The organism is Streptomyces sp. NPDC103540, assembly GCF_055584445.1.
Map to the genome: position 1 here is coordinate 1 of NZ_JBVJMA010000018.1, position 19,359 is coordinate 19,359.

Below are 19,359 nucleotides of genomic sequence, written 5' to 3' on the forward strand. Positions count from 1 at the left end.
GGAAAGCGACCCCGCCGCCTTGCGACTCATCCAGTTCTACCGACCCCCCGACCCGCCGGCAACGACCCCCACTACTACCCCACCCCCACACACCGAGCCCGCCGACCCCACCCCGACCACAGGGTCGTCCCCGCAGGTGGGAACCGGTCGTCGGGCCGGTGCAAGGGACCTTCAGGGCCTACGATCCCGCTTCGTATGTGACGTGGGTCCTATGGGGCGAGTCACCGACCACACCCCCGAATCTCACCGAACGTCACCACCCGTACCCCCCTCCCGGGGGCTCACGCGGGGGGGGTCAGAGGGTGTGGTCGGGCCAGGGGACCTCGGTGGCGACCGGGGCGGCGTAGTCGACGCCGGGCACGGAGAAGCCGTAGAGGCGTCGGACCTCGGCGCGGAACCAGTCGAGGTCGGCCAGGTCGGCGATGGTCTCGGTGGTGGCGCTCTCCCAGCGTTCGGCGACGGCCGCCTGGACCTCGTCGGTCAGCTCGAAGGTGTCCAGCCGGACGCGGCCCTCGTCGTCCAGGGCGAGCGGAGCGGCGCCGGTGAGCTGGTCCCACAGCGCGGCGAGCTGGTGGACCGGCGGGACGAGGGCTTCCCCGAGGACGCCGCGCAGCAGGCCGGTGTAGAGGGCGATGCCGGGGATCGCGGTGGAGGACTGGGTGACGGCGGCACCGTTGACGGAGGTCACGGCCCGGCCGCCCACCGTCTTGGCGAGCCGCTCGTCCAGGGTGCGGGCGGTGTCCTCCAGGTGGGCCTTGGCCGCGCCGATGGTGCCCTGCCGGTAGATCGCCGACGTCAGCGAGGAACCGATGTAGGAGAGGGCGGCGGTGGCGAAACCGTCGGCGAGCAGTCCGCGCCCGGCGAGGTGGTCGATCCAGCGCTCCCAGTCCGCGCCGCCCATCACGGCCACCGTCTGCTCGACGTCGTCGCCCTCGGCCGGTGCGGTCTCGACCTCGCGGACCTCTCCGAGGCCCTCGTCGTCGAAGACGAGGGTCTTGGTGCGGTCGGCCCGGCCGATCGGCTTGAGGACCGAGGCGTAGGTGGTCCCGGTGTCGGGGTCGGTGCGGCGGGGCGCGGCCACGGAGTAGATCAGGTGGTCCAACCGGCCGCCGAAGCGCCGCTCCAGGAGGTCCGCGACCTGGTCCTTCATCCCGTCGGAGAAGGCGTCGCCGTTGAGGAAGACCAGGTCGCGTCCGGCGGCGCGGGCGAGGTCGGCGGTGGCGGCGGTGCGGTACCAGCCGGCCGTGGCCGTACGCCGCGCGGTGGGGGCCTTCTCGAAGGACACGCAGATGCCGCGGATGCCGGCTCGCTTGAGTCCGGCGAGCGTGGCCGCGAGCCCGTACCCGGCGGAGGACCCGATCACCAGCGCCACCGGTCCGTCGCCCTGCGGCGCGGTCCCGGGGGTGGGGCACGCATCCCACATGTCCGCCACCAGCCGCTCGCACCCGGCGGGGTGGGAGTCGAGGAAGAGGAAGCCCCGGTTGCGGGGAGTGAGAACGCGCTCGTTCACGATGGCAGTCCTTGGGTCGCCGGTGCGGGTGGGCGCGGCCGACGGGCCGCCGCGCCCTGCAAGTCTGCGCCGGCCCGCTCGCGGGGCGTTGCCCCGGTGGCGACAACGATCACGAGTCGATCTTGGAGTGTTCCGCCGGTGACGGCGGCGGCGCGGTCGCGGTGTCGCCCCGCTCGCGGTGTCGCCCCGGGGCCCGACCTCACGCTCGCCCGCTCGGGACCCCCGTACCCGGGCGGGTCGAGGTGAGGTGGATGCGTTCCGGCCGGCCGGGGCGAGGGGGCCCGCGGGAACGGTCCCCACGCTAAGGCCGCGCGCGCCCCCGCGCCGGGGACCGGACGCGCCGGCCAGGGGACCGTACGCGCCGGCGCGGGATCTCCCGTGCCGAGAGGGGGACTTCACGCGCCGACGTCCGCCGATGATCTTGTCTTTCGCGCTGATCTATGCTCGACGCTTGTGGTCTCGCATGCGCACCCGGGGACGACGTCCTCCGCCCTCACCCGTCTGAACGTCAACGCCGCGCGTCTCTTCGGCATACCCCCGACCGAGTACGCGCACCTGCTGGGCGTGGCGCCCGAGCACCTCGACGACGACCTGTTCCGGACCCCCACGGTCACGAGCATCCGCATCACGGAACTGATGGCGGCCCGGGCCCCCTGGCCCGAAGTGGCCGCGGCGCTCGCCCGGCAGTCGACGATCGGCAGCCTCGGGGTCTGGGACTACCTCATCACCTCCGCGGGGACGCCGCTGGAAGGGATCCGGGACGCCTCGACGTACCTGGCCGCCATCATCGACGTCGGGACCGACAGCCTGCGGATCTCCGAGGACGGCGAACAGATCACCATCAGCCACCTCAACGACGCGGACGTGACGATCGACGCCGCCTGCGCCATCCGCGCCTGCGCGCTCGCCATCTACCAGCGGCGCCTCGGCGAGGCCGCCCGGCGGCCCCTCGTCCCCGTACGCGTCACCCTCGCGGCCAGGACCCCGCGCCGGCACGACGCCCTCGTCGGGCTCTACGGCACCCGCGCCATCGAGTTCGAGGCCCCGCACAGCTCCGTCACCTTCCTCGCCGCCGACCTGACGGCCCCCGCGCCGCACGCCCAACCCGGTCTGTCCGCCGTGCTGCGAAGACACGCCGAACAGTCCCTCGCCGCCGCGATCCCCCTGTACGACTGGCTCGACCTCTTCCGCAGCGCCCTCGCCTCCGTCCACGAGGAGACCGCACCCACCCTGGCCGTGGTGGCCCGGCGGATGAACCTCAGCACGCGCACCCTCCAGCGACGGCTCGACGAGCACGACACCACCTGGAGCTCCGAGGTCGACACCGTGCGCCGCACGCACATCACCCGGCTCCTTCACCACACCGACCTCGGCATCGACGCGATCGCCGCCCGCAGCGGCTACGCCGACGCCCGCGCCCTGCGCCGGGCGGTCCGACGCTGGTACGGGAGCACCCCGGCCTCCCTGCGCCGAGACGGCCGTGAGGATGCCCGGCGGTAGCGCACCCGGTCGGCGGCGCGCGGGCCGCCGGGCGTGGCTGCCCCGCGCCGGGGCCCGCCCGTGACGACACTGGGGCATGACAGGTCACAGAGCGGAGGAAGGCCCCGGGGAGGATCCGCCCCGGGGCCCGGCGCGCACCGCGCGGGAGCACGTCGACTACACCGGTGCGGTGTACGGCTCGCTCCTCGCCGCGTCGGTCGTGGTCGGTGCCGGTTCGCTCGGCCGGTTCCCCCGGGTGGAACTCGTCGTGCTGCTGTTCGCCACCGGGGTGGTGTTCTGGGCGGCGCACGTCCTCGCCCGTCTCTTCGGCGAGCGGATCGCCATGGTGCCCCTGACCGGTCGGGAGGTCCGGCAGGTCTGCGGAGCCGAGTGGCCCATCGTCAAGGCGGCCCTGCCCCCGGCGGCCGCGGTCGCCGTCAGCCCCCTGCTGGGGCTGGACACCGCGGGGGCGGTGTGGCTGGCGCTCTGCGTCGCGGTCGCGGGGCAGGTCGGGTGGGGGGCGTACGCCGCGCACCGGGCGGGCGCGACGCGCCGTACGGTCGTGGCGGCCGCGGCCGTGAACCTGGTGCTGGGCCTGGTCATCGTCGCCCTGAAGGTCGCGTTGAAGCACTGAGACGCCGGGGGCGGCGGGGCACCCCGCCCCCACGGCTCACGGCTTCGGGCAGAGCTGTCGGTACGCCTCGTCGTAGGCGACGTCGTAGCCCACCCGGTAGCCGTTCTGGTAGGCGATGATCAGCGCGTCGGGCTTGGCGGGCGGGACCAGGTTCGCGTGTGCGCGGGTACAGGTCAGTCGGGCGTCCTCGCGCCCCCAGGTCGCGCCCGCCGCCTGGCCCGCCTCCGCCATCGTCTGCGGTGTCTGCGCGGGCGGCGGCTGCTTCTGCGCCGGGGGAAGCTGCGGCAGGTCGCAGTTCCTGTCGTAGGTGTGCTTGAAGGCCTGGTCGTAGCCGTCCTTGTAGCCCTGCCGCTTGCCCTGTTCGTACGGCGTCGGATCGACCGGTGCCAGCGGGGGCGGGAGCCTGTGGCAGCTCAGGCCGTTCTCGTAGCCGGCGGCCACGCCCAGCCTGAAGCCCTCGCGGCAGCCCAGGTGGTACGGGTCCGCGGGCTGGCTCAGGAGGTGGCAGACGGCGGGGACGGCGGGCGCCGACCGGGCGACCGCGGCGGTCGGGCCGATCCCGAGCAGGACGGCGACCGGCAGCGCGACGAAGGCCGCGCGACGTGCTGTGCCGTGAGGGGTCATGGCGATCCGCCAGGGTGTCTCGACAGCGGTTTGCGACGGCGTCTTCCTCCTCCATGGTCGCGCCGCGCATGCGGGGGTGTCGACCGGAACCCCACCGCCCGCCGCGCCCGCGATCTTGCCGCCACCGCTCCCACCTGCGGGTACTCCGCCGGAAGATGCGCGGTGGTGGGGTGCGGCGGAGAATCGGCGGGGGTGGGGAGACAGGGACGGGGACGGGGGGAACCGGCGGCGCCGTCGCCGCGTCCGCCGCTCTCTCGGCGAACAGGAAGGTAGACCCATGGTTTCCGGATCCGGCCGAATACGGCGCAGGTGCACGGTGGCGTGCGCGTCCTCACTGCTGGTCTTGGCAGGCGCCGTCGGCGCCGGGGCGGCCTCCGCCGCGACCCCCACCGCCGCTGTCGGCACCCGTGCGGTGGTACCGCTCCAGGCCGACCCCAACAAGGTCCTCGAACTGGTCAACCAGGCGCGCACCGCGGCCGGTTGCCAGCCGCTGACGGTCGATCCCGCGCTGACCGCGGCGGCGCAGGAGTACGCCAACGACACGACCACCGACCACCGCGGCTCGGACGGCTCGACCGTACCGGACCGGCTGAAGAAGGCCGGGGCGACGTTCACCGCCTCCGCCGAGAACATCGCCTGGGGTTCCGGCGACGAGAAGGTGCACGTCGACGGTTGGCTGGCGAGCACCGGCCACGCGGGCAACATCAAGAACTGCAACTTCACCAAGACCGGCGTCGCGGTCGCGGGCGACCGCATCGTGCAGGTCTTCACCAACTGAGCGGGACCGGGAGCGGTGGGCCCGGACACCGGTGGAAGGCGGCGCCCGCGGGCGCCGGCCGCCGGTGTCCGGGCTCCCGCGCGTCGTGGTGCCGCCGCGCACGGGATGCGCGGCGGCCGGGAGGGTGGGCGGGAGTGCGGCCGGGCGGGCGGAGGTGTGCACGCGGCGGGAGCGGGCAGGCGCGTGACCGCAAGCGGTTCACCCCGATCGACGGACGAACAGGAGACGCCCCCATGTCCCGCTCCGAGCAGGCCCAGGCCCCCGCCCCGCACACCGTGCCCGGCATGAACCGGCAGGACGCCGAGCGGGTGTCGGAGATCCTCCAGGCCCGGCTGCACGCCCTCAACGACCTGGCCCTGACCCTCAAGCACGTCCACTGGAACGTGGTCGGTCCGCACTTCATCGCCGTCCACGAGATGCTGGACCCCCAGGTGGACGCGGTGCGCGAGATGACCGACACCATGGCCGAACGCATCGCGACCCTGGGCGGCGTGCCCGTCGGCACGCCCGGCGCGATCGTCGCCGAGCGGACCTGGGACGACTACGAGGTGGGCCGCGCGGACGCGGTCGCCCACCTCGGCGCCCTCGACCTCGTGTACAGCGGGGTGATCGAGGACCACCGGGCCGCCATGAAGGAGACCGACGACCTCGACCTGGTCACCCAGGACATGCTCATCGGGCAGTTGGCCCGGCTGGAGCAGTTCCAGTGGTTCGTGCGCGCCCATCTGGAGAGCGGCGGCGGACGGCTCAGCACCGCCGGGGCCCACACCCTGGCCGAGGCCGCCGATCAGGCCGCCCGGGCCGCCGGCGCCCGGAGTTGAGGCGTACGCGGCCCGGGCGTACCCCGTCGAGGCGTACCCCGTCGAGGCGCACGCCGCCGTGCGCGCGTCAGCACCAGCGGGTGTGTCGGCAGGGGCTCCAACCCCCGCCGCCCGAGCCTCCCGAGGACCCTCCGGAGCCGCCGTCCCCGCCGGGGAACCCGTCCGGGAACGCCCTGGTGCGGTCGCGGTCACCGGGGTAGGGGTCTCGGTAGTCGGGGTCGCCGTCACCGTCGCGGTCCGGCAGGTTCGCGGCGGTGCCGGCGCCGCGGTCCCCTTCCGGGCAGCCGTTCTCCTCGGCGGTCAGGCGCAGTCGTACCCGGTCGTCGGGCTTCACCGGCGCGTCCACGGCCGGTTCGTGGACGCACACCCGCCAGTCCTCGTACTCACCCCGGGCGGGCAGGGTGTCGTTGGCGTACGCCGCGCGCGCCTCGATCCGTTCGGGACGCACGCCGAGGGCGACGACGTCCGCGTGGGCCGTGCGCCAGGTCTTCCACACCAGGTCGGGCATCCTCGGCCACGGGATGGGCTCGCCGTCCGTCTCGGGGCAGGGGGAGCCGTTCGGTACGACGCCGAACTCCGCGGTCGCCCTGGCCCCCTCCCGGCCCGTCTCCTGGAAACACACCGTCCACCGCGAACGGCCGCGCACGAAGCCGTCCTTCTCCGAGGCGTCGTGTTCCCGGACCAGGTAACCGGCCGCTCGGGCCCGGTCGAAGGCGCTCTCCAGGGACTGGCCGCGGAAGTCGGCGAGCGGCGCGACGGTGGGGGTCGGTGTGGGCTCGGCGGAGGCCCTCGCGCCGAAGGGGGTCGGCGTGGCTCTCGCGGTCCGCGGGGCGGGAGCCGCGTCGGCCGTGTTCTCCTTCGGGGAGTCCGGCACGACGGCGCCCAGCAGGGACATGGCGGCCACCGTGGTGAGGAACCGCGCGGTCCTGCTCCAGGTGTCGGCCGCCCACACCACGATCAGCGCGGCGAGCAGCACGACGGCGCCCAGACGGGGCGTCAGGAGGCCGAGCAGGGGCACCGCGGCGACGAGGCCGAACCGGGCGGTGTTCGTACGCCACCAGGCGGTGCGGCGCGCGGTGGCGTCAGGGAGCTCCGGCTCCGCAACCTGCGTCGGCTGCGGCTGCTCGGACGGGGAGGGGGACGGGGACGGTACCCGGCGGGGCTGCGGGCCAGGCATGACGGCCCCTTTCGTGTTCGCACAGTTGAGCGGGGGTATCGTAGCCGCCCCTCCTCGCCCGCCACGCTCCGCCCGCCGCGCCCCGCCCGGCGCCGGCTACGCTGGGAGGGGGGCGCTGCGCGAGCGGATCGAGCGGATCGAGGAGGCGGCCGTGAAGGAGCGTGTCCACCGGCGTTTCCACCTCGACCAGGACGGCCACTCGATCACCGTGATGTGGGCCCCCGCTCCCGGACGTACCGAGGTGCTGGTCGACGGCAGGGTCGTGGCCTCCCTCCGGACCGCGCCCCACGCGGTGACCGAGCTGCGCGGCGAGGTGACCGACGGCGCCGACGCGTGGCCCTTCACCGTCCGCGTCGGGCGCCCCGACGTCGCCGGCGGCGAACCCCTGTGTTCCCTGGACCGCGCGGGCCGGCCGTACCTGATGCCGGTCGTCCCGCTCACCCCGGACGAGGCCAGGTCCCCCGAACCCACTCCCCCGCCCCGCACTCCGGCGGAACTCCTCGCCCGGTGGCGCGCGCACCGTCGCCGCCGCGCGGGCTGACGTACGACCCGGGGCCACCGCGGCCGCTCCTCGCGCCCCTACGCCGCGTGCCTCCCCCCGGAGCGCCTGCCGCGGCCCGGTGCGCGGCCCGCACGCGCCGCGGAGGGGTTCGGGTTCGGTACCGCGCGGAGGTGGCGCGGGCGCCGCTCCGCGGGCTCGCGGGCGGGGTGGGTGGTGTGCGGGCCGGCGCCGTCGGGACGACCCAGCAGGGTCTCCTCGTAGCGTCCGAGAGCCAGTACGGCGACCAGCATGAACGGCGGCAGGAGCAGGGCGGCGAAAAGCATCGGGGTCCCTTCGGCGGACGTGCGCTGCGTGACGCGCCTGCCCACGGTCGCCCTCCTCGAACATCGGACCGCGATCGGACGGCGATGGGGCGGCGGACGGGCAGAGGCCGGACGGCGTTCTTCGCGGACCGGACCGGGGCCTGATCACGCGATCCCTGGGCAGACGCCCGGCGAAGGGGAGAACGAAGGAGCTCCGCATGCCAGCGATCCACGCCCTGATCGACCGTTCCCGGGGCGCCCTGGCCGCCTTCAGGGCGCGCGGCGCACAGGCCCGAGCCCGCAAGGACGCCGTCTACGAGGTCGAAGCCGAGCAGCTGCGGGCGCGACGGGCGCCGCGCGCCCGGACGGGCGACCCGGCCCTGGCCGTGCCGTGGGGGGTGCGGGTCGCGGCGGAGCTGGGCTGGCGGTTCCTGGTCCTCGCCGCCACCGTCTGGGTCCTGATGCGGGTGATCGGCGCCGTCCGGCTCGTCGTCCTCGCGTTCGTCGTCGCCCTGCTGGTCACCGCGTTGCTCCAGCCGACGGTCGCCCGGCTCCAACACCGGGGGCTGCCCCGGGCCGTCGCGACGGTGGTCACGGCGCTGTGCGGGTTCGTCGTCCTCGGCCTGGTCGGATGGTTCGTCGTCTGGCAGGTGCTCGACAACCTCGACAGTCTCTCGGGACGCCTTCAAGAGGGCCTGGAGGAACTGAAACGTTGGCTCGTCAACAGTCCGCTGCACGTGAGCGAGCAGCAGATCAACGACGTCGCCTCCGGTCTGAGCGATGCCATCGGCACCAACACCAGCGAGATCACCTCGACCGGTCTGCGCGGGGTGACGGTCCTCGTGGAGGTCGTCACCGGGGCCCTGCTCGCGATGTTCTCCACGCTCTTCCTGCTGTACGACGGCAGGCGCGTCTGGCAGTGGACGCTGGGACTGCTCCCCGCCCCGGCCCGCCCCGCCGTGGCGGACGCCGGTCCTCCGGCCTGGCGGACGCTGACCGCCTACGTACGCGGGACGATGATCGTGGCCATGATCGACGCGGTGTTCATCGGCGTGGGCATCTACTTCCTCGGGGTGCCCCTGGCCGTGCCCATCGCCGTGGTGATCTTCGTGGCCTCGTTCGTGCCCCTGATCGGCGCGATCGCGTCCGGCGCGCTCGCCGTGATCGTCGCCCTGGTCACCGAGGGCGTGTTCACCGCGTTGATGGCCCTGATGGTGGTGCTCGTCGTGCAGCAGATCGAGGGCCACGTGCTCCAGCCGTTCATCCTCGGACGTGCCGTGCGGATCCATCCGCTGGCGGTGGTCCTGGTCGTGTCCGCCGGAGGGCTGATCGCGGGGATCGGCGGCGCGGTCGTCGCCGTCCCGCTGACCGCCGTCGTCCACACGGTCGTCTCGCACCTCCGGGCCCACGGGGACGAAGGGAACGACGGGAACGACGGGAACGACGAGGTCGAGGGGAGCGGTGGGGACGGTGGTCCACAGGGGCCACGGTCCCGGCCGCCGGACGACGTCTTGACCGATCGACCTGCGGCAACGTAGCTTCGGGCGGACCGACCCCTGAGCCGATGGAAGGAGGCGACGTCGGATGTCCACCCTCTCCGAACTGCGTCGCCCCGCCCATCAGATCGCCTGGGCTCCGGGTCTCGTCGCCCACGGCTGCTGACCAGCCTCCCACCGGTATGCCCGATCGCGGGCCCCGGCTTCTTTCGATTTCCGACACCGCCCGCGGCACGCCCGTACGTGCCGATCCGCGCCGCGGTTCCCCGCGCCGCCGCGCCACGAAATGGAAAGCCCGACATGCTTCTCAGGACAATCGGTCTCAGGACCATCTGTTCGACCGCTCACCGGAACGAGGGTGCCCGATGGTGACACCCCGCATCACGGTCAACGGGAACGACACCCCGATCGCACCGGCCGCGCCCCACACCACGATGCTGGACCTGCTGCGCGAACGCGGCCTCACCGGCACCAAGGAGGGCTGCGCCGAAGGAGAGTGCGGAGCCTGCTCGATCCTGGTGGCCCGTCCCGGCGTGAACAAGCCCACCGACTGGGTGGCCGTCAACGCCTGCCTGATCCCGGCCGCTTCGCTCGACGGCCAGGAGGTCATCACCTCCGAGGGCCTCGCCACCCCCGGCGAGCCGGGCACGCCCGCCACCCTGCACCCGGTGCAGGAGGAGATGGCGGTCCGCGGCGGCTCCCAATGCGGTTACTGCACGCCGGGGTTCATCTGCAGCATGGCCTCCGAGTACTACCGGCCCGACCGCTGCGCCCACGCCGATGCCGCCGACGCGGATGCCGGTGCCAGTGCCGGTGCCGGTGCCGACGCGGACGCGGACGCCGAGCACGGTCCGAACGGCTTCGACCTGCACGCGCTGAGCGGCAACCTGTGCCGCTGTACCGGCTACCGCCCCATCCGCGACGCCGCGTTCGCCGTCGGCGCCCCCGCCGAGGACGACCCGCTGGCGCGCCGCCGCGAGCAGGCACCGCCCGAGCCGGCCGCCACGGCGTACACGCAGGGCGAGCGGACGTTCCTGCGGCCGGGCACCCTGGCCGAGGCCCTGCGCCTGCTGCGCGAGCGGCCCGACACCGTGGTGGTCGCGGGCAGCACCGACTGGGGCGTCGAGGTGAACATCCGCTCCCGGCGCGCCGATCGCGTGATCGCCGTCGATCGACTGCCCGAACTGCGGGAACTGCGCGTCGGGTCCGACCACGTCGAGATCGGCGCGGCCCTGACCCTCACCGAGATCGAACGCCGCCTCGACGGCGCCGTCCCGCTGTTGGCCGACCTGTTCCCGCAGTTCGCGTCACGGCTGATCCGCAACGGTGCGACCCTCGGTGGCAACCTGGGGACCGGCTCCCCCATCGGCGACAGCCCGCCGGTCCTGCTGGCGCTGGAGGCGACGCTGACCCTCGCCGACGCCGACGGCGAGCGCCACGTCCCGTTGGCCGACTACTTCACCGGGTACCGGCAGAGCGTGCGCCGCCGCGACGAGCTGATCCGCTCCGTGCGCGTCCCGCTGCCCCTGTCGCCGGTCACCGCCTTCCACAAGATCGCCAAGCGGCGTTTCGACGACATCTCCAGCGTGGCCATCGCGTTCGCGCTCGACATCGAGGACGGGATCGTCCGCAAGGCCCGCATCGGCCTGGGCGGGGTGGCGGCCACGCCGATCCGCGCCCTGGAGACCGAGGCGGCCCTGGAGGGCGAGGCCTGGACGGCGTCGACCGTCGAGGCCGCCGCCCGGGCGCTGCGCGCCGAGGGCACGCCGATGGACGATCACCGCGCCAGCGCCGGCTACCGCTCCGCGATGCTCGGCCAGAGCCTGCTCAAGCTGTACGCACAAACCACCGAGGCGGTGTCGTCGTGAGCCATCTGTCCGAACGCCCCGAGAAGCCCGTCGTCGGCCTCTCCCTGCCGCACGAGAGCGCCGGCCTGCACGTCACCGGCGCCGCGCTCTACACGGACGACCTGATCCACCGCGCCAAGGACGTCCTGCACGCCTACCCGGTGCAGGTCATGAAGGCCCACGGCCGGATCACCGCGCTGCACACCGGGCCGGCCCTCGCCGTACCCGGTGTGGTCCGCGTGCTGACCGGTGCCGACGTACCCGGTGTCAACGACGCCGGAATGAAGCACGACGAGCCGCTCTTCCCCGACCACGTCATGTTCCACGGCCACGCGGTGGCCTGGGTGCTGGGCGAGACCCTGGAGGCGGCGCGGCTGGGCGCGGCGGCCGTCGAGGTCGAACTCGACGAACTGCCCTCCCTGGTCACGCTCCAGGAGGCCATCGCGGCGGAGAGCTTCCACGGCGCCCGGCCCGTGATGGTGGCCGGTGACGTCGAGGACGGCTTCGCCGAGTCCGCGCACGTGTTCACCGGCGAGTTCCTCTTCTCCGACCAGGAGCACTTCTACCTGGAGACGCACGCGGCGCTGGCGCACGTCGACGAGGGCGGGCAGATGTTCGTCCAGAGCAGCACCCAGCACCCCTCGGAGACGCAGGAGATCGTCGCCCACGTGCTGGGCCTGCACAGTCACGAGGTGACGGTGCAGTGCCTGCGGATGGGCGGCGGCTTCGGCGGCAAGGAGATGCAGCCGCACGGGTTCGCGGCCGTCGCCGCGCTCGGCGCCCTTCTGACGGGCCGCCCGGTGCGCGTACGTCTCAACCGCACCCAGGACCTCACGATGTCCGGCAAGCGGCACGGCTTCCACGCCCGGTGGAAGATCGGGTTCGACGCCGACGGCCGCATCCAGGCCCTGGAGGCCACCCTGACCGCCGACGGCGGCTGGAGCCTGGACCTGTCCGAGCCGGTGGTCGCCCGCGCCCTGTGTCACATCGACAACACCTACTGGATCCCCAACGCGCACGTCACGGGCCGGATCGCGAAGACCAACAAGGTCTCCAACACCGCATTCCGGGGCTTCGGCGGACCGCAGGGCATGCTGGTCATCGAGGACATCATGGGGCGGTGCGCGCCGCTGCTCGGCCTCGACCCGATGGAACTGCGGGAGCGCAACTTCTACCGGGCCGGCCAGTCGACACCGTACGGGCAGCCGGTCGCGCACCCCGAGCGGATCTCCGCCGTCTGGCGCAAGGTGCGGGAGAACGGGGAACTGGCCGCTCGCGAGCGCGAGATCGCGGCCTTCAACTCCGCGCACCCGCACACCAAGCGGGCCCTCGCGCTGACGGGCATCAAGTTCGGGATCTCGTTCAACCTCACCGCCTTCAACCAGGCCGGCGCCCTCGTGCTGATCTACAAGGACGGCTCCGTCCTGATCAACCACGGCGGTACCGAGATGGGCCAGGGGCTGCACACGAAGATGCTCCAGGTGGCCGCGACCACCCTGGGCATCCCGATGCACAAGGTGCGACTGGCCCCGACGCGCACCGACAAGGTGCCGAACACCTCCGCCACCGCGGCCAGCGCCGGGGCGGACCTCAACGGCGCGGCGGTGAAGAACGCCTGCGAGCAACTGCGCGAGCGGCTCCTCGGGGTGGCCGGCACCCGCCTGGGCGCGAACGCCTCGGACGTGCGCATCGTCGAGGGCGTCGCGCGCGCCCTGGGCGGTGACGAGGAACTGGCCTGGGACGACCTGGTGCGCACCGCCTACTTCCAGCGGGTCCAGTTGTCGGCGGCCGGTTTCTACCGGACGGAGGGGCTGCACTGGGACGCCAAGGGCTTCCGGGGCTCGCCGTTCAAGTACTTCTCCTACGGGGCCGCCGCGGCCGAGGTCGAGGTCGACGGCTTCACGGGCGCTTACCGCATCCGCCGGGTGGACATCGTCCACGATGTCGGCGACAGCCTGTCCCCGATGATCGACATCGGCCAGGTGGAGGGCGGGTTCGTGCAGGGTGCGGGGTGGTTGACGTTGGAGGACATGCGGTGGGACACCGGTGACGGGCCGAACCGGGGCCGGTTGCTGACCCAGGCCGCGAGCACCTACAAGCTGCCGAGCTTCTCGGAGATGCCCGGGGAGTTCAACGTCACGCTGTTGGAGAACGCCACCGAGGAGGGCGCGGTCTACGGTTCCAAGGCGGTGGGTGAGCCCCCGCTGATGCTGGCGTTCTCGGTCCGGGAGGCGTTGCGGCAGGCCGCGGCGGCCTTCGGGCCGGCCGGGGTGAGCGTGGAACTCGCCTCCCCGGCGACGCCGGAGGCGGTGTACTGGGCGATCGAGGCGGCCCGCGCGGACAGGGTGCCCGCCGCATCGGGCGGGGTCGCCGTCGACATCGGCGTACCGATCCATGCCTGACATGGGCTGGGTCGCCGCGGTCGCGCGGTTGCGAGCACGCCGGGAGCCCGGCGTGCTCGTGACCGTCGCGTCCGTGCGCGGCCACGCGCCCCGCGCGGCCGGTGCCAAACTCGTGGTGGGTCGGACCGAGACCTGGGGTTCGATCGGCGGCGGCAACATCGAGGCCGTGGCGATCGATCGGGCCCGCCAGTTGAACGGCGCTCCCGATCCGGAGCCTGAGCTGATGGAGTTCGCGCTCAACGACAAGGTCGTCGGCCCGCACGGGGTGCAGTGCTGCGGTGGCGCGGTCAGCGTGTTCCTCGAACCGCTGCCGGTGGTGCAGGCGGTGGCGCTCTTCGGGGTCGGGCACGTCGGGTTGGAGCTGGCGCGCATCCTGGCCCGCCACGACCTCGACCTGCACCTGATCGACACCCGCCCCGACATGCTGACGCCCGAACGGCTCGGCGTGCTCGGGGACTCGGTGGCGCAGGTCCACGTGCACCACACCCCGCTGCTGCCGGAGGAGGTGCTCGCGGAGCTGCCGCCCGGCACGCACGTGCTGATCATGACGCACGATCACGCCGAGGACGCCGCGTTGTGCGACGCCGCGCTGCGCACCTCCGGTCTCGGGTCGATCGGGTTGATCGGCTCGGCCGCGAAATGGGCGCGGTTCCGCCTGCGCCTGGCGACGGAGGGCGGTCACGACGCCGCGACCATCGACCGGATCAAGACCCCGATCGGCATCCTCGGGATCAACGGCAAGGAGCCCGCGACGATCGCGGTGAGCGTCGCGGCGGACCTGCTGCGGACCTTCGAGCGCGACGACCGCGCGTCGGTGCCGCTCGCGGTCGAGGAACCTCACGCGGTCGCGGAACCGGGGGCGCCCGAGGAACCGCGGGTGGCCGAGGAACCGCGGAGGCCCGAGGAGCCCCGGAGGCCCGAGGAACCTCGCGAGGTCGAGGAACGGCGGGTGCCGGCCGGCGCGGGACTGACCGGCGGCCCTCGGTAGCCGGTGCGGACGCCCCCCCGACCGGCGGGATCCGCCCCGTCGGAGGGGGCGGCCCGGTGCCCTATCCTTATTGCGAGTCTTTGGCAATAAAGAGTGACAGGCAAGAAGAGGGGTGCCGTGGTGGGCGGTCCGGTGGTGCTCGGGATCGAGTCCTCGTGTGACGAGACGGGCGCGGGGATCGTGCGGGACGGCGAGCTCCTCGCGCACGTGGTGGCGTCGAGCATGGACGAGCACGCCCGCTTCGGCGGCGTCGTGCCCGAGATCGCCGCCCGCGCCCACCTGCACGCCTTCAACCCCGTGGTCAGGCGCGCCCTGGACCAGGCGGGCCTGCGGATGAGCCAGATCGACGCGGTCGCCGTCACCACCGGACCGGGCCTGTCGGGCGCGCTCCAGGTGGGCCTGGCCGGGGCGAAGACCCTGGCCTACGCCGCCGGGGTGCCGCTGTACGGCGTCCACCACCTGGCCGGGCACGTGGCCGCCGACACCCTGGACCACGGTCCGCTGCCCGACCCCTGCGTGGTGCTGATCGTCTCCGGCGGCCACACCTCGCTGCTCCTGGTGCGCGACCTGGTCCGCGACCCGATCGTCCACCTGGGCGACACCCTCGACGACGCGGCGGGCGAGTGCTTCGACAAGGTGGCCCGGATCCTGGGGCTGCCGTATCCGGGCGGTCCCGCCATCGACCGGGCCGCCCGCGACGGGGACCCGAAGGCCGTGGTGTTCCCGCGTCCGCTCACCCGGCCGGGTGACGATCCGTACGCCTTCTCCTTCTCCGGCCTGAAGACGGCCGCCGCGCGCTGGGCCGAGCGGCACCGGCTGCGGGGCGAGGAGCCGCCGGTGGCCGACGGGGCCGCCGCGCTCCAGGAGGCGGTCGCGGACGTGCTGACCCGCAAGGCCGTCGCGGCCTGCCGCGACCACGACGTGAAAACGCTGGTCGTGGTCGGCGGCGTGGCGGCGAACTCGCGGGTGCGGGCCCTGGCGGAGCGGCGGTGCGCCTCCGCCGGCATCGAGTTGCGGGTGCCCGCGATGACCCTGTGCACGGACAACGGTGCCATGATCGCGGCCGTCGGTGACCTGTTGGTCCGCTCCGGGGCGCATCCGGCGCCGCTGAACGTGTCCATCGACCCGTCCGCACCCCTGGAGTACGCCTCGCTGACCCCGCTCCCCGCCCCGCGGGCCGCCGGGTAGGGCGGCGGGGACCGCCGCCCGGCTTCCGGGCCGGCCTACGGCGGCGTCAGGACGCCGGAGGCGGTCGACGGCCGGCGGCGGGCGCCCCGGTCGTGTCCCGCCGACAGGAAGTCCCGGAACACCCGTGCGGAACGCGGGTTTTCGGTGCACTGCCACACACCGTGCGGGCAGTAGTCGGTGATGCTGTGGTAGAGCGGCCGGTGTTCGGCGATCCAGGTCAACATGGCCCGCATGTAGGCGGGGTTGTCGCCGCCCCGGAACAGTCCCCACTCGGGGTACGAGATCCGCTTGCCGTGCGCCTTCGCGAACTCGACCTGGTGCCGCAGTCCGTAGGGTTGGGTGACCTGCTCGTCGAAGGTCTCGCCGGGCGGTTGGTCGTAGGAGTCCATGCCCACGATGTCGACCACGTCGTCGCCGGGGTAGCACCTGGTCCAGGCGATCGCGTCCGCGCCGCGGTTGGGGGCGAAGTCGAAGCGGAAGCGCTGCCCCTCCACCGAGCGCATGGCGGCCACGACGCGCCGCCAGTACGTCTTCCAGCCCTCGGGATCGGGCCGGCACCGGTGGGTGTAGTCGAAGCCGTTCATCTCCCAGCCGAGCACGATCACCGTGTCCGGGACCCCGAGGGCGACCAGGCGTTCGGCCAGCCTGCGGAAGTGGTGGTCGCGCTCGCCCCGCGCGCCCGCGCGGATCAGTTCGGCGACGCGTCCGTCGGACAGGTGGGCCTCGTTGCCCGCCTGCATGGGTACGTTCAGGACGAACAGCCGGTCGGCCCGCGCCGTGCGCCACCGCGCCCAGGTCCGCAGGGAGTCGGGCGCGCCCTCGATGTTCGACCAGGTGTCGCCCGGCAGGTACGTGTGCCCCGCCCGCAGCTCGGTGCCCCTGAGCCAGCGCGAGAGGTCCCGCATCCGCTCGACGCCGGGCGAGCCGTAGTGCAGGTAGGCGCCCACCGCGATCTCGCGTCCGCCGCCCCGGTCGGAAAGCTCGCGCGGCGCGGCGGTGAGACCGCCACCGGTGGCGAGGATGCCGGCGGCGAGCGTGCCCGCGCACGCTCCCACCAGTCGACGGCGTCGTCGGGACATGGTGTCTCCACACTTCGCGAATCGATGTCTGCGCCAGCGACGTTAGGCACCTCTCGCGAGGTCCGGCCTGTCGGGGGTCGCGGGGCTGGGCCGTTCGCGGCAGTGGGGCGCCGTCGGTTGGCCCGACCGGGTGAGGGTCCGCGCCGCCGTCACGCCCTCGCTCCGGTCGGCGGGCACCCGGTCGGAGGGGCCCGGCGGAGGAGCCCGGCGGAGGAGCCCGGCGGAGGAGCCCGGCGGAGGAGCCCGGCGGAGGAGCCCGGCGGAGGGGCCCGGTCAGAGGGGCCCGGTCAGAGGGGGCTCAGCCGCCTGCGCAGGAGGCAGAACTCGTTGCCCTCCGGGTCGGCCAGGACGTGCCAGGCCTCGGAGCCGGTCTGGCCGATGTCGGCGCGCCGGGCGCCGAGGGCGAGGAGCCGCTCCAGTTCGGCGTCCTGGTCGCGGTCCGTGGGGTTGACGTCGAGGTGCAGGCGCAGCTTCGGGGGCCGCGGGTCGGTTCCGGGGAGGAACACGAGGGTGGGCTGCGGACCACCGAACCCGGCGTCGGGCGGCCCGATCTCGATGCTGCCGTCGTCCTCCCGGCCCAGTTCGACCCAGCCGAGGACCTCACTCCAGAAGGCGGCGAGTCCCTCCGGATCGACGCAGTCGAGGACCAGTTCACTGATGCGGCATGCCATGCCCCTGAAGCTACCCCGCGGACGCGCACCCACGCTCGGTGACCGGCCGTGGCGGACGGTTCGCGCGCCGGCCGCCGGTCGGGGGTGGGAGGCGTCCGGTCGGCGGGCGGGCCGGACCGCTCGGGCGGGGCGAGTTGGGGCCATTGTCCGGCTCGTCCCTGAGTCGATCCTGCGGGCTTCCTTAAGGGAACCTGAGGAACCCCCTCCACGGCGTTCTTCGCCCTGGTCACGTGCCTAGGCTCGGTCGCATCCCCTCCCCCTCTCCAGTGAGGTGTCACCGGTATGAGCCGCAGTCGAACCCCCGCGAACCCGTCCCGCGTCGAGGCGCGTCGCAAGAAGACGGCGCGCACGCGCATCGTGCTGTCCGTCACCGCGGCCGCCGCGGCCGTGGCGGTGGGCGTCGCGGTGGCGGACTCGGACGGCGGCTCCCGCACGGAGCAGCGCAACACCGAGGCGGCGCCCGGCACGGGAGCGCCGACGCCGACCCCGGACCCCGCGGACGTGACCCCGACCGGCAGCCCCGACGCCTCCGCCTCGGCGTCGGCGAGCGCCAGTCCCTCCGGCTCGCCCTCCACCGCGGCCTCGCAGTCGGCCGCCGCCGGCGACGGCGCCCCGCAGACGAACGCCGCACCGGCCACCTCGGGTGCGGGCGGGGCGGGCGACCCCGCGCGCGGCTCCTCCCCCACGAAGGCGGGCGGCTCGGGTGGTTCCGGCGGATCGGGCACCTCCGGCGGAACGGGCGGCTCGGGCGGATCGACGGGCTCCGGCGGCTCCAAGGGGACCGGGGGCACGGGCACCTCGGGCGGCAGCGGCTCCGGCGGGTCGGGCACCGTCGACGCGAGCACCGAGTCCGCGGTGCTCGCGCTGGTGAACAAGGAGCGGGCGACGGCCGGGTGCGGCCCCCTGACGGCCAACGCGAAGCTGAGCGCCGCCGCGCGGGCGTACAGCGACACCATGGCCCGCAGCGGGGTCATGTCGCACACCGGGCCCGACGGATCCACCATGACCAGCCGGGTGGAGGCCGCCGGGTACAAGTGGTCGCGCCTGGGCGAGAACATAGCCCGCGGGCAGAGCGACGCCGACGCGGTGATGAAGGCCTGGATGAACAGCTCCGGCCACCGGGCCAACATCCTGAACTGCGAGTTCCGCGAGATCGGCATCGGCGTCCACAAGGGCGACGGCGGCCCCTGGTGGACGCAGAACTTCGGCACCGGCAAGTAGCCGCCGGCCACGCCCCAGGGTCTGTCGTCACACTCCTGTCGTCGCCCGCGGGGCAGGCGGGAGTGTGACGACAGGCCCTGGAACCGGGCCGCCCCACCTCCGGAGCGCGTCGCCTCCGGAGCGGCCCTGGTACGTCCCCCCGACCCCCCGCGGGTCCGGGGGACGTCGGCGTTCCCCTGACCCCGCGGGGGCCAGGCACGTACGCGGGCACGCGGAGGGGCGGATACCGCTTCCGGGGGTGCCGGTGACGGCGCCCGCCGGCCATCCGCCACTATGGGGCCGTGCCCCGAACTCCGCGCTACCTGCTCATATGGCTGTCGTGCACGGCCGCCAGCGTGACCGCCGTGCTCGCCACGGTCCAGTTCGTGGTCGGCTCGACCCGGCACTCGCCGCCGGTCGCGCGCTCCGCGCCGGTGGTCATCGACACACCCCCCGCCTGGCAGGCGGGCAGTCCGCCGCCGGAGGGCGCCTCCGCGAGCCCGAGCGCCTCCCCGAGCCCCTCGCCCTCCGCGACGCAGTCGCCGTCCGCGTCCGCCTCCCCCACGCCCTCCCCCGTCAGGACCCCGTCGGGCGGCCCCGCGCGGACCTCCACGCCGAAGTCCGCCGTCGACTGCGAGAAGGGCGGGGCTGGCCTGCACAC

At 74.0% G+C, this 19,359-nt stretch carries 18 protein-coding genes; 11 read left to right on the plus strand and 7 right to left on the minus strand.

Features of this window, described 5'->3' with window-relative positions; all coding sequences use genetic code 11:
* Positions 1 to 295: 295 nt before the first annotated feature.
* Positions 296 to 1,510, minus strand: a complete 1,215-nt coding sequence (gene fabV, locus ACZ6ZI_RS33285; RefSeq protein WP_469527231.1) for an enoyl-[acyl-carrier-protein] reductase FabV — start codon at positions 1,508 to 1,510, stop codon at positions 296 to 298.
* Positions 1,511 to 1,963: 453 nt separating this feature from the next.
* On the opposite strand from fabV, the gene ACZ6ZI_RS33290 reads away from it, so the two are divergent.
* Together ACZ6ZI_RS33290 and ACZ6ZI_RS33295 are read left to right on the plus strand one after the other, a co-directional pair.
* The gene (locus ACZ6ZI_RS33290; protein ID WP_469527234.1) at positions 1,964 to 3,010 is read left to right on the plus strand and encodes an AraC family transcriptional regulator; all 1,047 of its coding nucleotides are present in this window, start codon (positions 1,964 to 1,966) and stop codon (positions 3,008 to 3,010) included.
* Positions 3,011 to 3,086: 76 nt separating this feature from the next.
* The gene (locus ACZ6ZI_RS33295) at positions 3,087 to 3,623 is read left to right on the plus strand and encodes a hypothetical protein (RefSeq protein ID WP_469527236.1); all 537 of its coding nucleotides are present in this window, start codon (positions 3,087 to 3,089) and stop codon (positions 3,621 to 3,623) included.
* Positions 3,624 to 3,659: 36 nt separating this feature from the next.
* Here the strand turns inward: ACZ6ZI_RS33295 and ACZ6ZI_RS33300 are convergent, their stop codons facing one another.
* A complete protein-coding gene (locus ACZ6ZI_RS33300) occupies positions 3,660 to 4,247 on the minus strand; it encodes a hypothetical protein (RefSeq protein WP_469527238.1) in 588 nt (195 codons plus the stop codon).
* Between the two features lie 343 nt (positions 4,248 to 4,590).
* On the opposite strand from ACZ6ZI_RS33300, the gene ACZ6ZI_RS33305 reads away from it, so the two are divergent.
* Positions 4,591 to 5,025, plus strand: a complete 435-nt coding sequence (locus ACZ6ZI_RS33305; RefSeq protein ID WP_469527241.1) for a CAP domain-containing protein — start codon at positions 4,591 to 4,593, stop codon at positions 5,023 to 5,025.
* 233 nt (positions 5,026 to 5,258) lie between these two features.
* Positions 5,259 to 5,846: a Dps family protein gene (locus ACZ6ZI_RS33310; protein ID WP_469527244.1), complete on the plus strand. Its 588-nt coding sequence runs from the start codon at positions 5,259 to 5,261 to the stop codon at positions 5,844 to 5,846.
* A 67-nt stretch (positions 5,847 to 5,913) separates the two neighbouring features.
* Here ACZ6ZI_RS33310 and ACZ6ZI_RS33315 read toward each other — a convergent pair whose 3' ends face one another.
* Positions 5,914 to 7,023: a hypothetical protein gene (locus ACZ6ZI_RS33315; RefSeq protein WP_469527247.1), complete on the minus strand. Its 1,110-nt coding sequence runs from the start codon at positions 7,021 to 7,023 to the stop codon at positions 5,914 to 5,916.
* A 151-nt stretch (positions 7,024 to 7,174) separates the two neighbouring features.
* Between ACZ6ZI_RS33315 and ACZ6ZI_RS33320 the strand changes: the two genes are divergently transcribed.
* Positions 7,175 to 7,564: a hypothetical protein gene (locus tag ACZ6ZI_RS33320; RefSeq protein ID WP_469527250.1), complete on the plus strand. Its 390-nt coding sequence runs from the start codon at positions 7,175 to 7,177 to the stop codon at positions 7,562 to 7,564.
* Between the two features lie 38 nt (positions 7,565 to 7,602).
* Here ACZ6ZI_RS33320 and ACZ6ZI_RS33325 read toward each other — a convergent pair whose 3' ends face one another.
* A complete protein-coding gene (locus ACZ6ZI_RS33325) occupies positions 7,603 to 7,893 on the minus strand; it encodes a hypothetical protein (RefSeq protein ID WP_469527252.1) in 291 nt (96 codons plus the stop codon).
* Positions 7,894 to 8,045: 152 nt separating this feature from the next.
* Between ACZ6ZI_RS33325 and ACZ6ZI_RS33330 the strand changes: the two genes are divergently transcribed.
* From ACZ6ZI_RS33330 to tsaD, 5 genes are all read left to right on the plus strand, one after another.
* Positions 8,046 to 9,365 carry an AI-2E family transporter gene (locus ACZ6ZI_RS33330; RefSeq protein ID WP_469527254.1) on the plus strand — a complete coding sequence of 440 codons (1,320 nt, stop codon included), beginning with the start codon at positions 8,046 to 8,048 and terminating at the stop codon, positions 9,363 to 9,365.
* Between the two features lie 323 nt (positions 9,366 to 9,688).
* On the plus strand, positions 9,689 to 11,191 hold the full coding sequence (locus ACZ6ZI_RS33335) for a xanthine dehydrogenase small subunit (protein WP_469527255.1): 1,503 nt from the start codon (positions 9,689 to 9,691) through the stop codon (positions 11,189 to 11,191).
* A complete protein-coding gene (gene xdhB / locus ACZ6ZI_RS33340; RefSeq protein WP_469527257.1) occupies positions 11,188 to 13,572 on the plus strand; it encodes a xanthine dehydrogenase molybdopterin binding subunit in 2,385 nt (794 codons plus the stop codon). Before ACZ6ZI_RS33335 ends, xdhB begins: the two co-directional genes overlap by 4 nt.
* Before the next feature lies 1 nt (position 13,573).
* Positions 13,574 to 14,560 carry a xanthine dehydrogenase accessory protein XdhC gene (gene xdhC / locus ACZ6ZI_RS33345; protein ID WP_469527259.1) on the plus strand — a complete coding sequence of 329 codons (987 nt, stop codon included), beginning with the start codon at positions 13,574 to 13,576 and terminating at the stop codon, positions 14,558 to 14,560.
* A gap of 132 nt (positions 14,561 to 14,692) precedes the next feature.
* On the plus strand, positions 14,693 to 15,748 hold the full coding sequence (tsaD, locus tag ACZ6ZI_RS33350; protein ID WP_469527552.1) for a tRNA (adenosine(37)-N6)-threonylcarbamoyltransferase complex transferase subunit TsaD: 1,056 nt from the start codon (positions 14,693 to 14,695) through the stop codon (positions 15,746 to 15,748).
* Positions 15,749 to 15,783: 35 nt separating this feature from the next.
* Here the strand turns inward: tsaD and ACZ6ZI_RS33355 are convergent, their stop codons facing one another.
* Both ACZ6ZI_RS33355 and ACZ6ZI_RS33360 read right to left on the minus strand, forming a co-directional pair.
* The gene (locus ACZ6ZI_RS33355) at positions 15,784 to 16,827 is read right to left on the minus strand and encodes a glycoside hydrolase family 26 protein (RefSeq protein WP_469527261.1); all 1,044 of its coding nucleotides are present in this window, start codon (positions 16,825 to 16,827) and stop codon (positions 15,784 to 15,786) included.
* Between the two features lie 287 nt (positions 16,828 to 17,114).
* The gene (locus tag ACZ6ZI_RS33360) at positions 17,115 to 17,498 is read right to left on the minus strand and encodes a VOC family protein (RefSeq protein WP_469527264.1); all 384 of its coding nucleotides are present in this window, start codon (positions 17,496 to 17,498) and stop codon (positions 17,115 to 17,117) included.
* A 282-nt stretch (positions 17,499 to 17,780) separates the two neighbouring features.
* Here ACZ6ZI_RS33360 and ACZ6ZI_RS33365 point away from each other — a divergent pair, with 282 nt between their 5' ends.
* Positions 17,781 to 18,719, plus strand: a complete 939-nt coding sequence (locus tag ACZ6ZI_RS33365; protein ID WP_469527267.1) for a CAP domain-containing protein — start codon at positions 17,781 to 17,783, stop codon at positions 18,717 to 18,719.
* 298 nt (positions 18,720 to 19,017) lie between these two features.
* Here ACZ6ZI_RS33365 and ACZ6ZI_RS33370 read toward each other — a convergent pair whose 3' ends face one another.
* The gene (locus ACZ6ZI_RS33370) at positions 19,018 to 19,359 is read right to left on the minus strand and encodes a hypothetical protein (protein WP_469527269.1); all 342 of its coding nucleotides are present in this window, start codon (positions 19,357 to 19,359) and stop codon (positions 19,018 to 19,020) included.

Excerpts from the sequence above, each read along its gene's own strand:
- ACZ6ZI_RS33335 (WP_469527255.1), top strand. The coding sequence starts at position 9,689 with ATGGTGACACCCCGCATCACGGTCAACGGGAACGACACCCCGATCGCA.
- ACZ6ZI_RS33360 (WP_469527264.1), bottom strand. The coding sequence starts at position 17,498 with ATGGCATGCCGCATCAGTGAACTGGTCCTCGACTGCGTCGATCCGGAG.
- ACZ6ZI_RS33310 (WP_469527244.1), top strand. The coding sequence starts at position 5,259 with ATGTCCCGCTCCGAGCAGGCCCAGGCCCCCGCCCCGCACACCGTGCCC.
- ACZ6ZI_RS33355 (WP_469527261.1), bottom strand. The coding sequence starts at position 16,827 with ATGTCCCGACGACGCCGTCGACTGGTGGGAGCGTGCGCGGGCACGCTC.
- ACZ6ZI_RS33315 (WP_469527247.1), bottom strand. The coding sequence starts at position 7,023 with ATGCCTGGCCCGCAGCCCCGCCGGGTACCGTCCCCGTCCCCCTCCCCG.
- ACZ6ZI_RS33295 (WP_469527236.1), top strand. The coding sequence starts at position 3,087 with ATGACAGGTCACAGAGCGGAGGAAGGCCCCGGGGAGGATCCGCCCCGG.
- ACZ6ZI_RS33365 (WP_469527267.1), top strand. The coding sequence starts at position 17,781 with ATGAGCCGCAGTCGAACCCCCGCGAACCCGTCCCGCGTCGAGGCGCGT.
- ACZ6ZI_RS33330 (WP_469527254.1), top strand. The coding sequence starts at position 8,046 with ATGCCAGCGATCCACGCCCTGATCGACCGTTCCCGGGGCGCCCTGGCC.
- xdhC (WP_469527259.1), top strand. The coding sequence starts at position 13,574 with ATGGGCTGGGTCGCCGCGGTCGCGCGGTTGCGAGCACGCCGGGAGCCC.
- ACZ6ZI_RS33300 (WP_469527238.1), bottom strand. The coding sequence starts at position 4,247 with ATGACCCCTCACGGCACAGCACGTCGCGCGGCCTTCGTCGCGCTGCCG.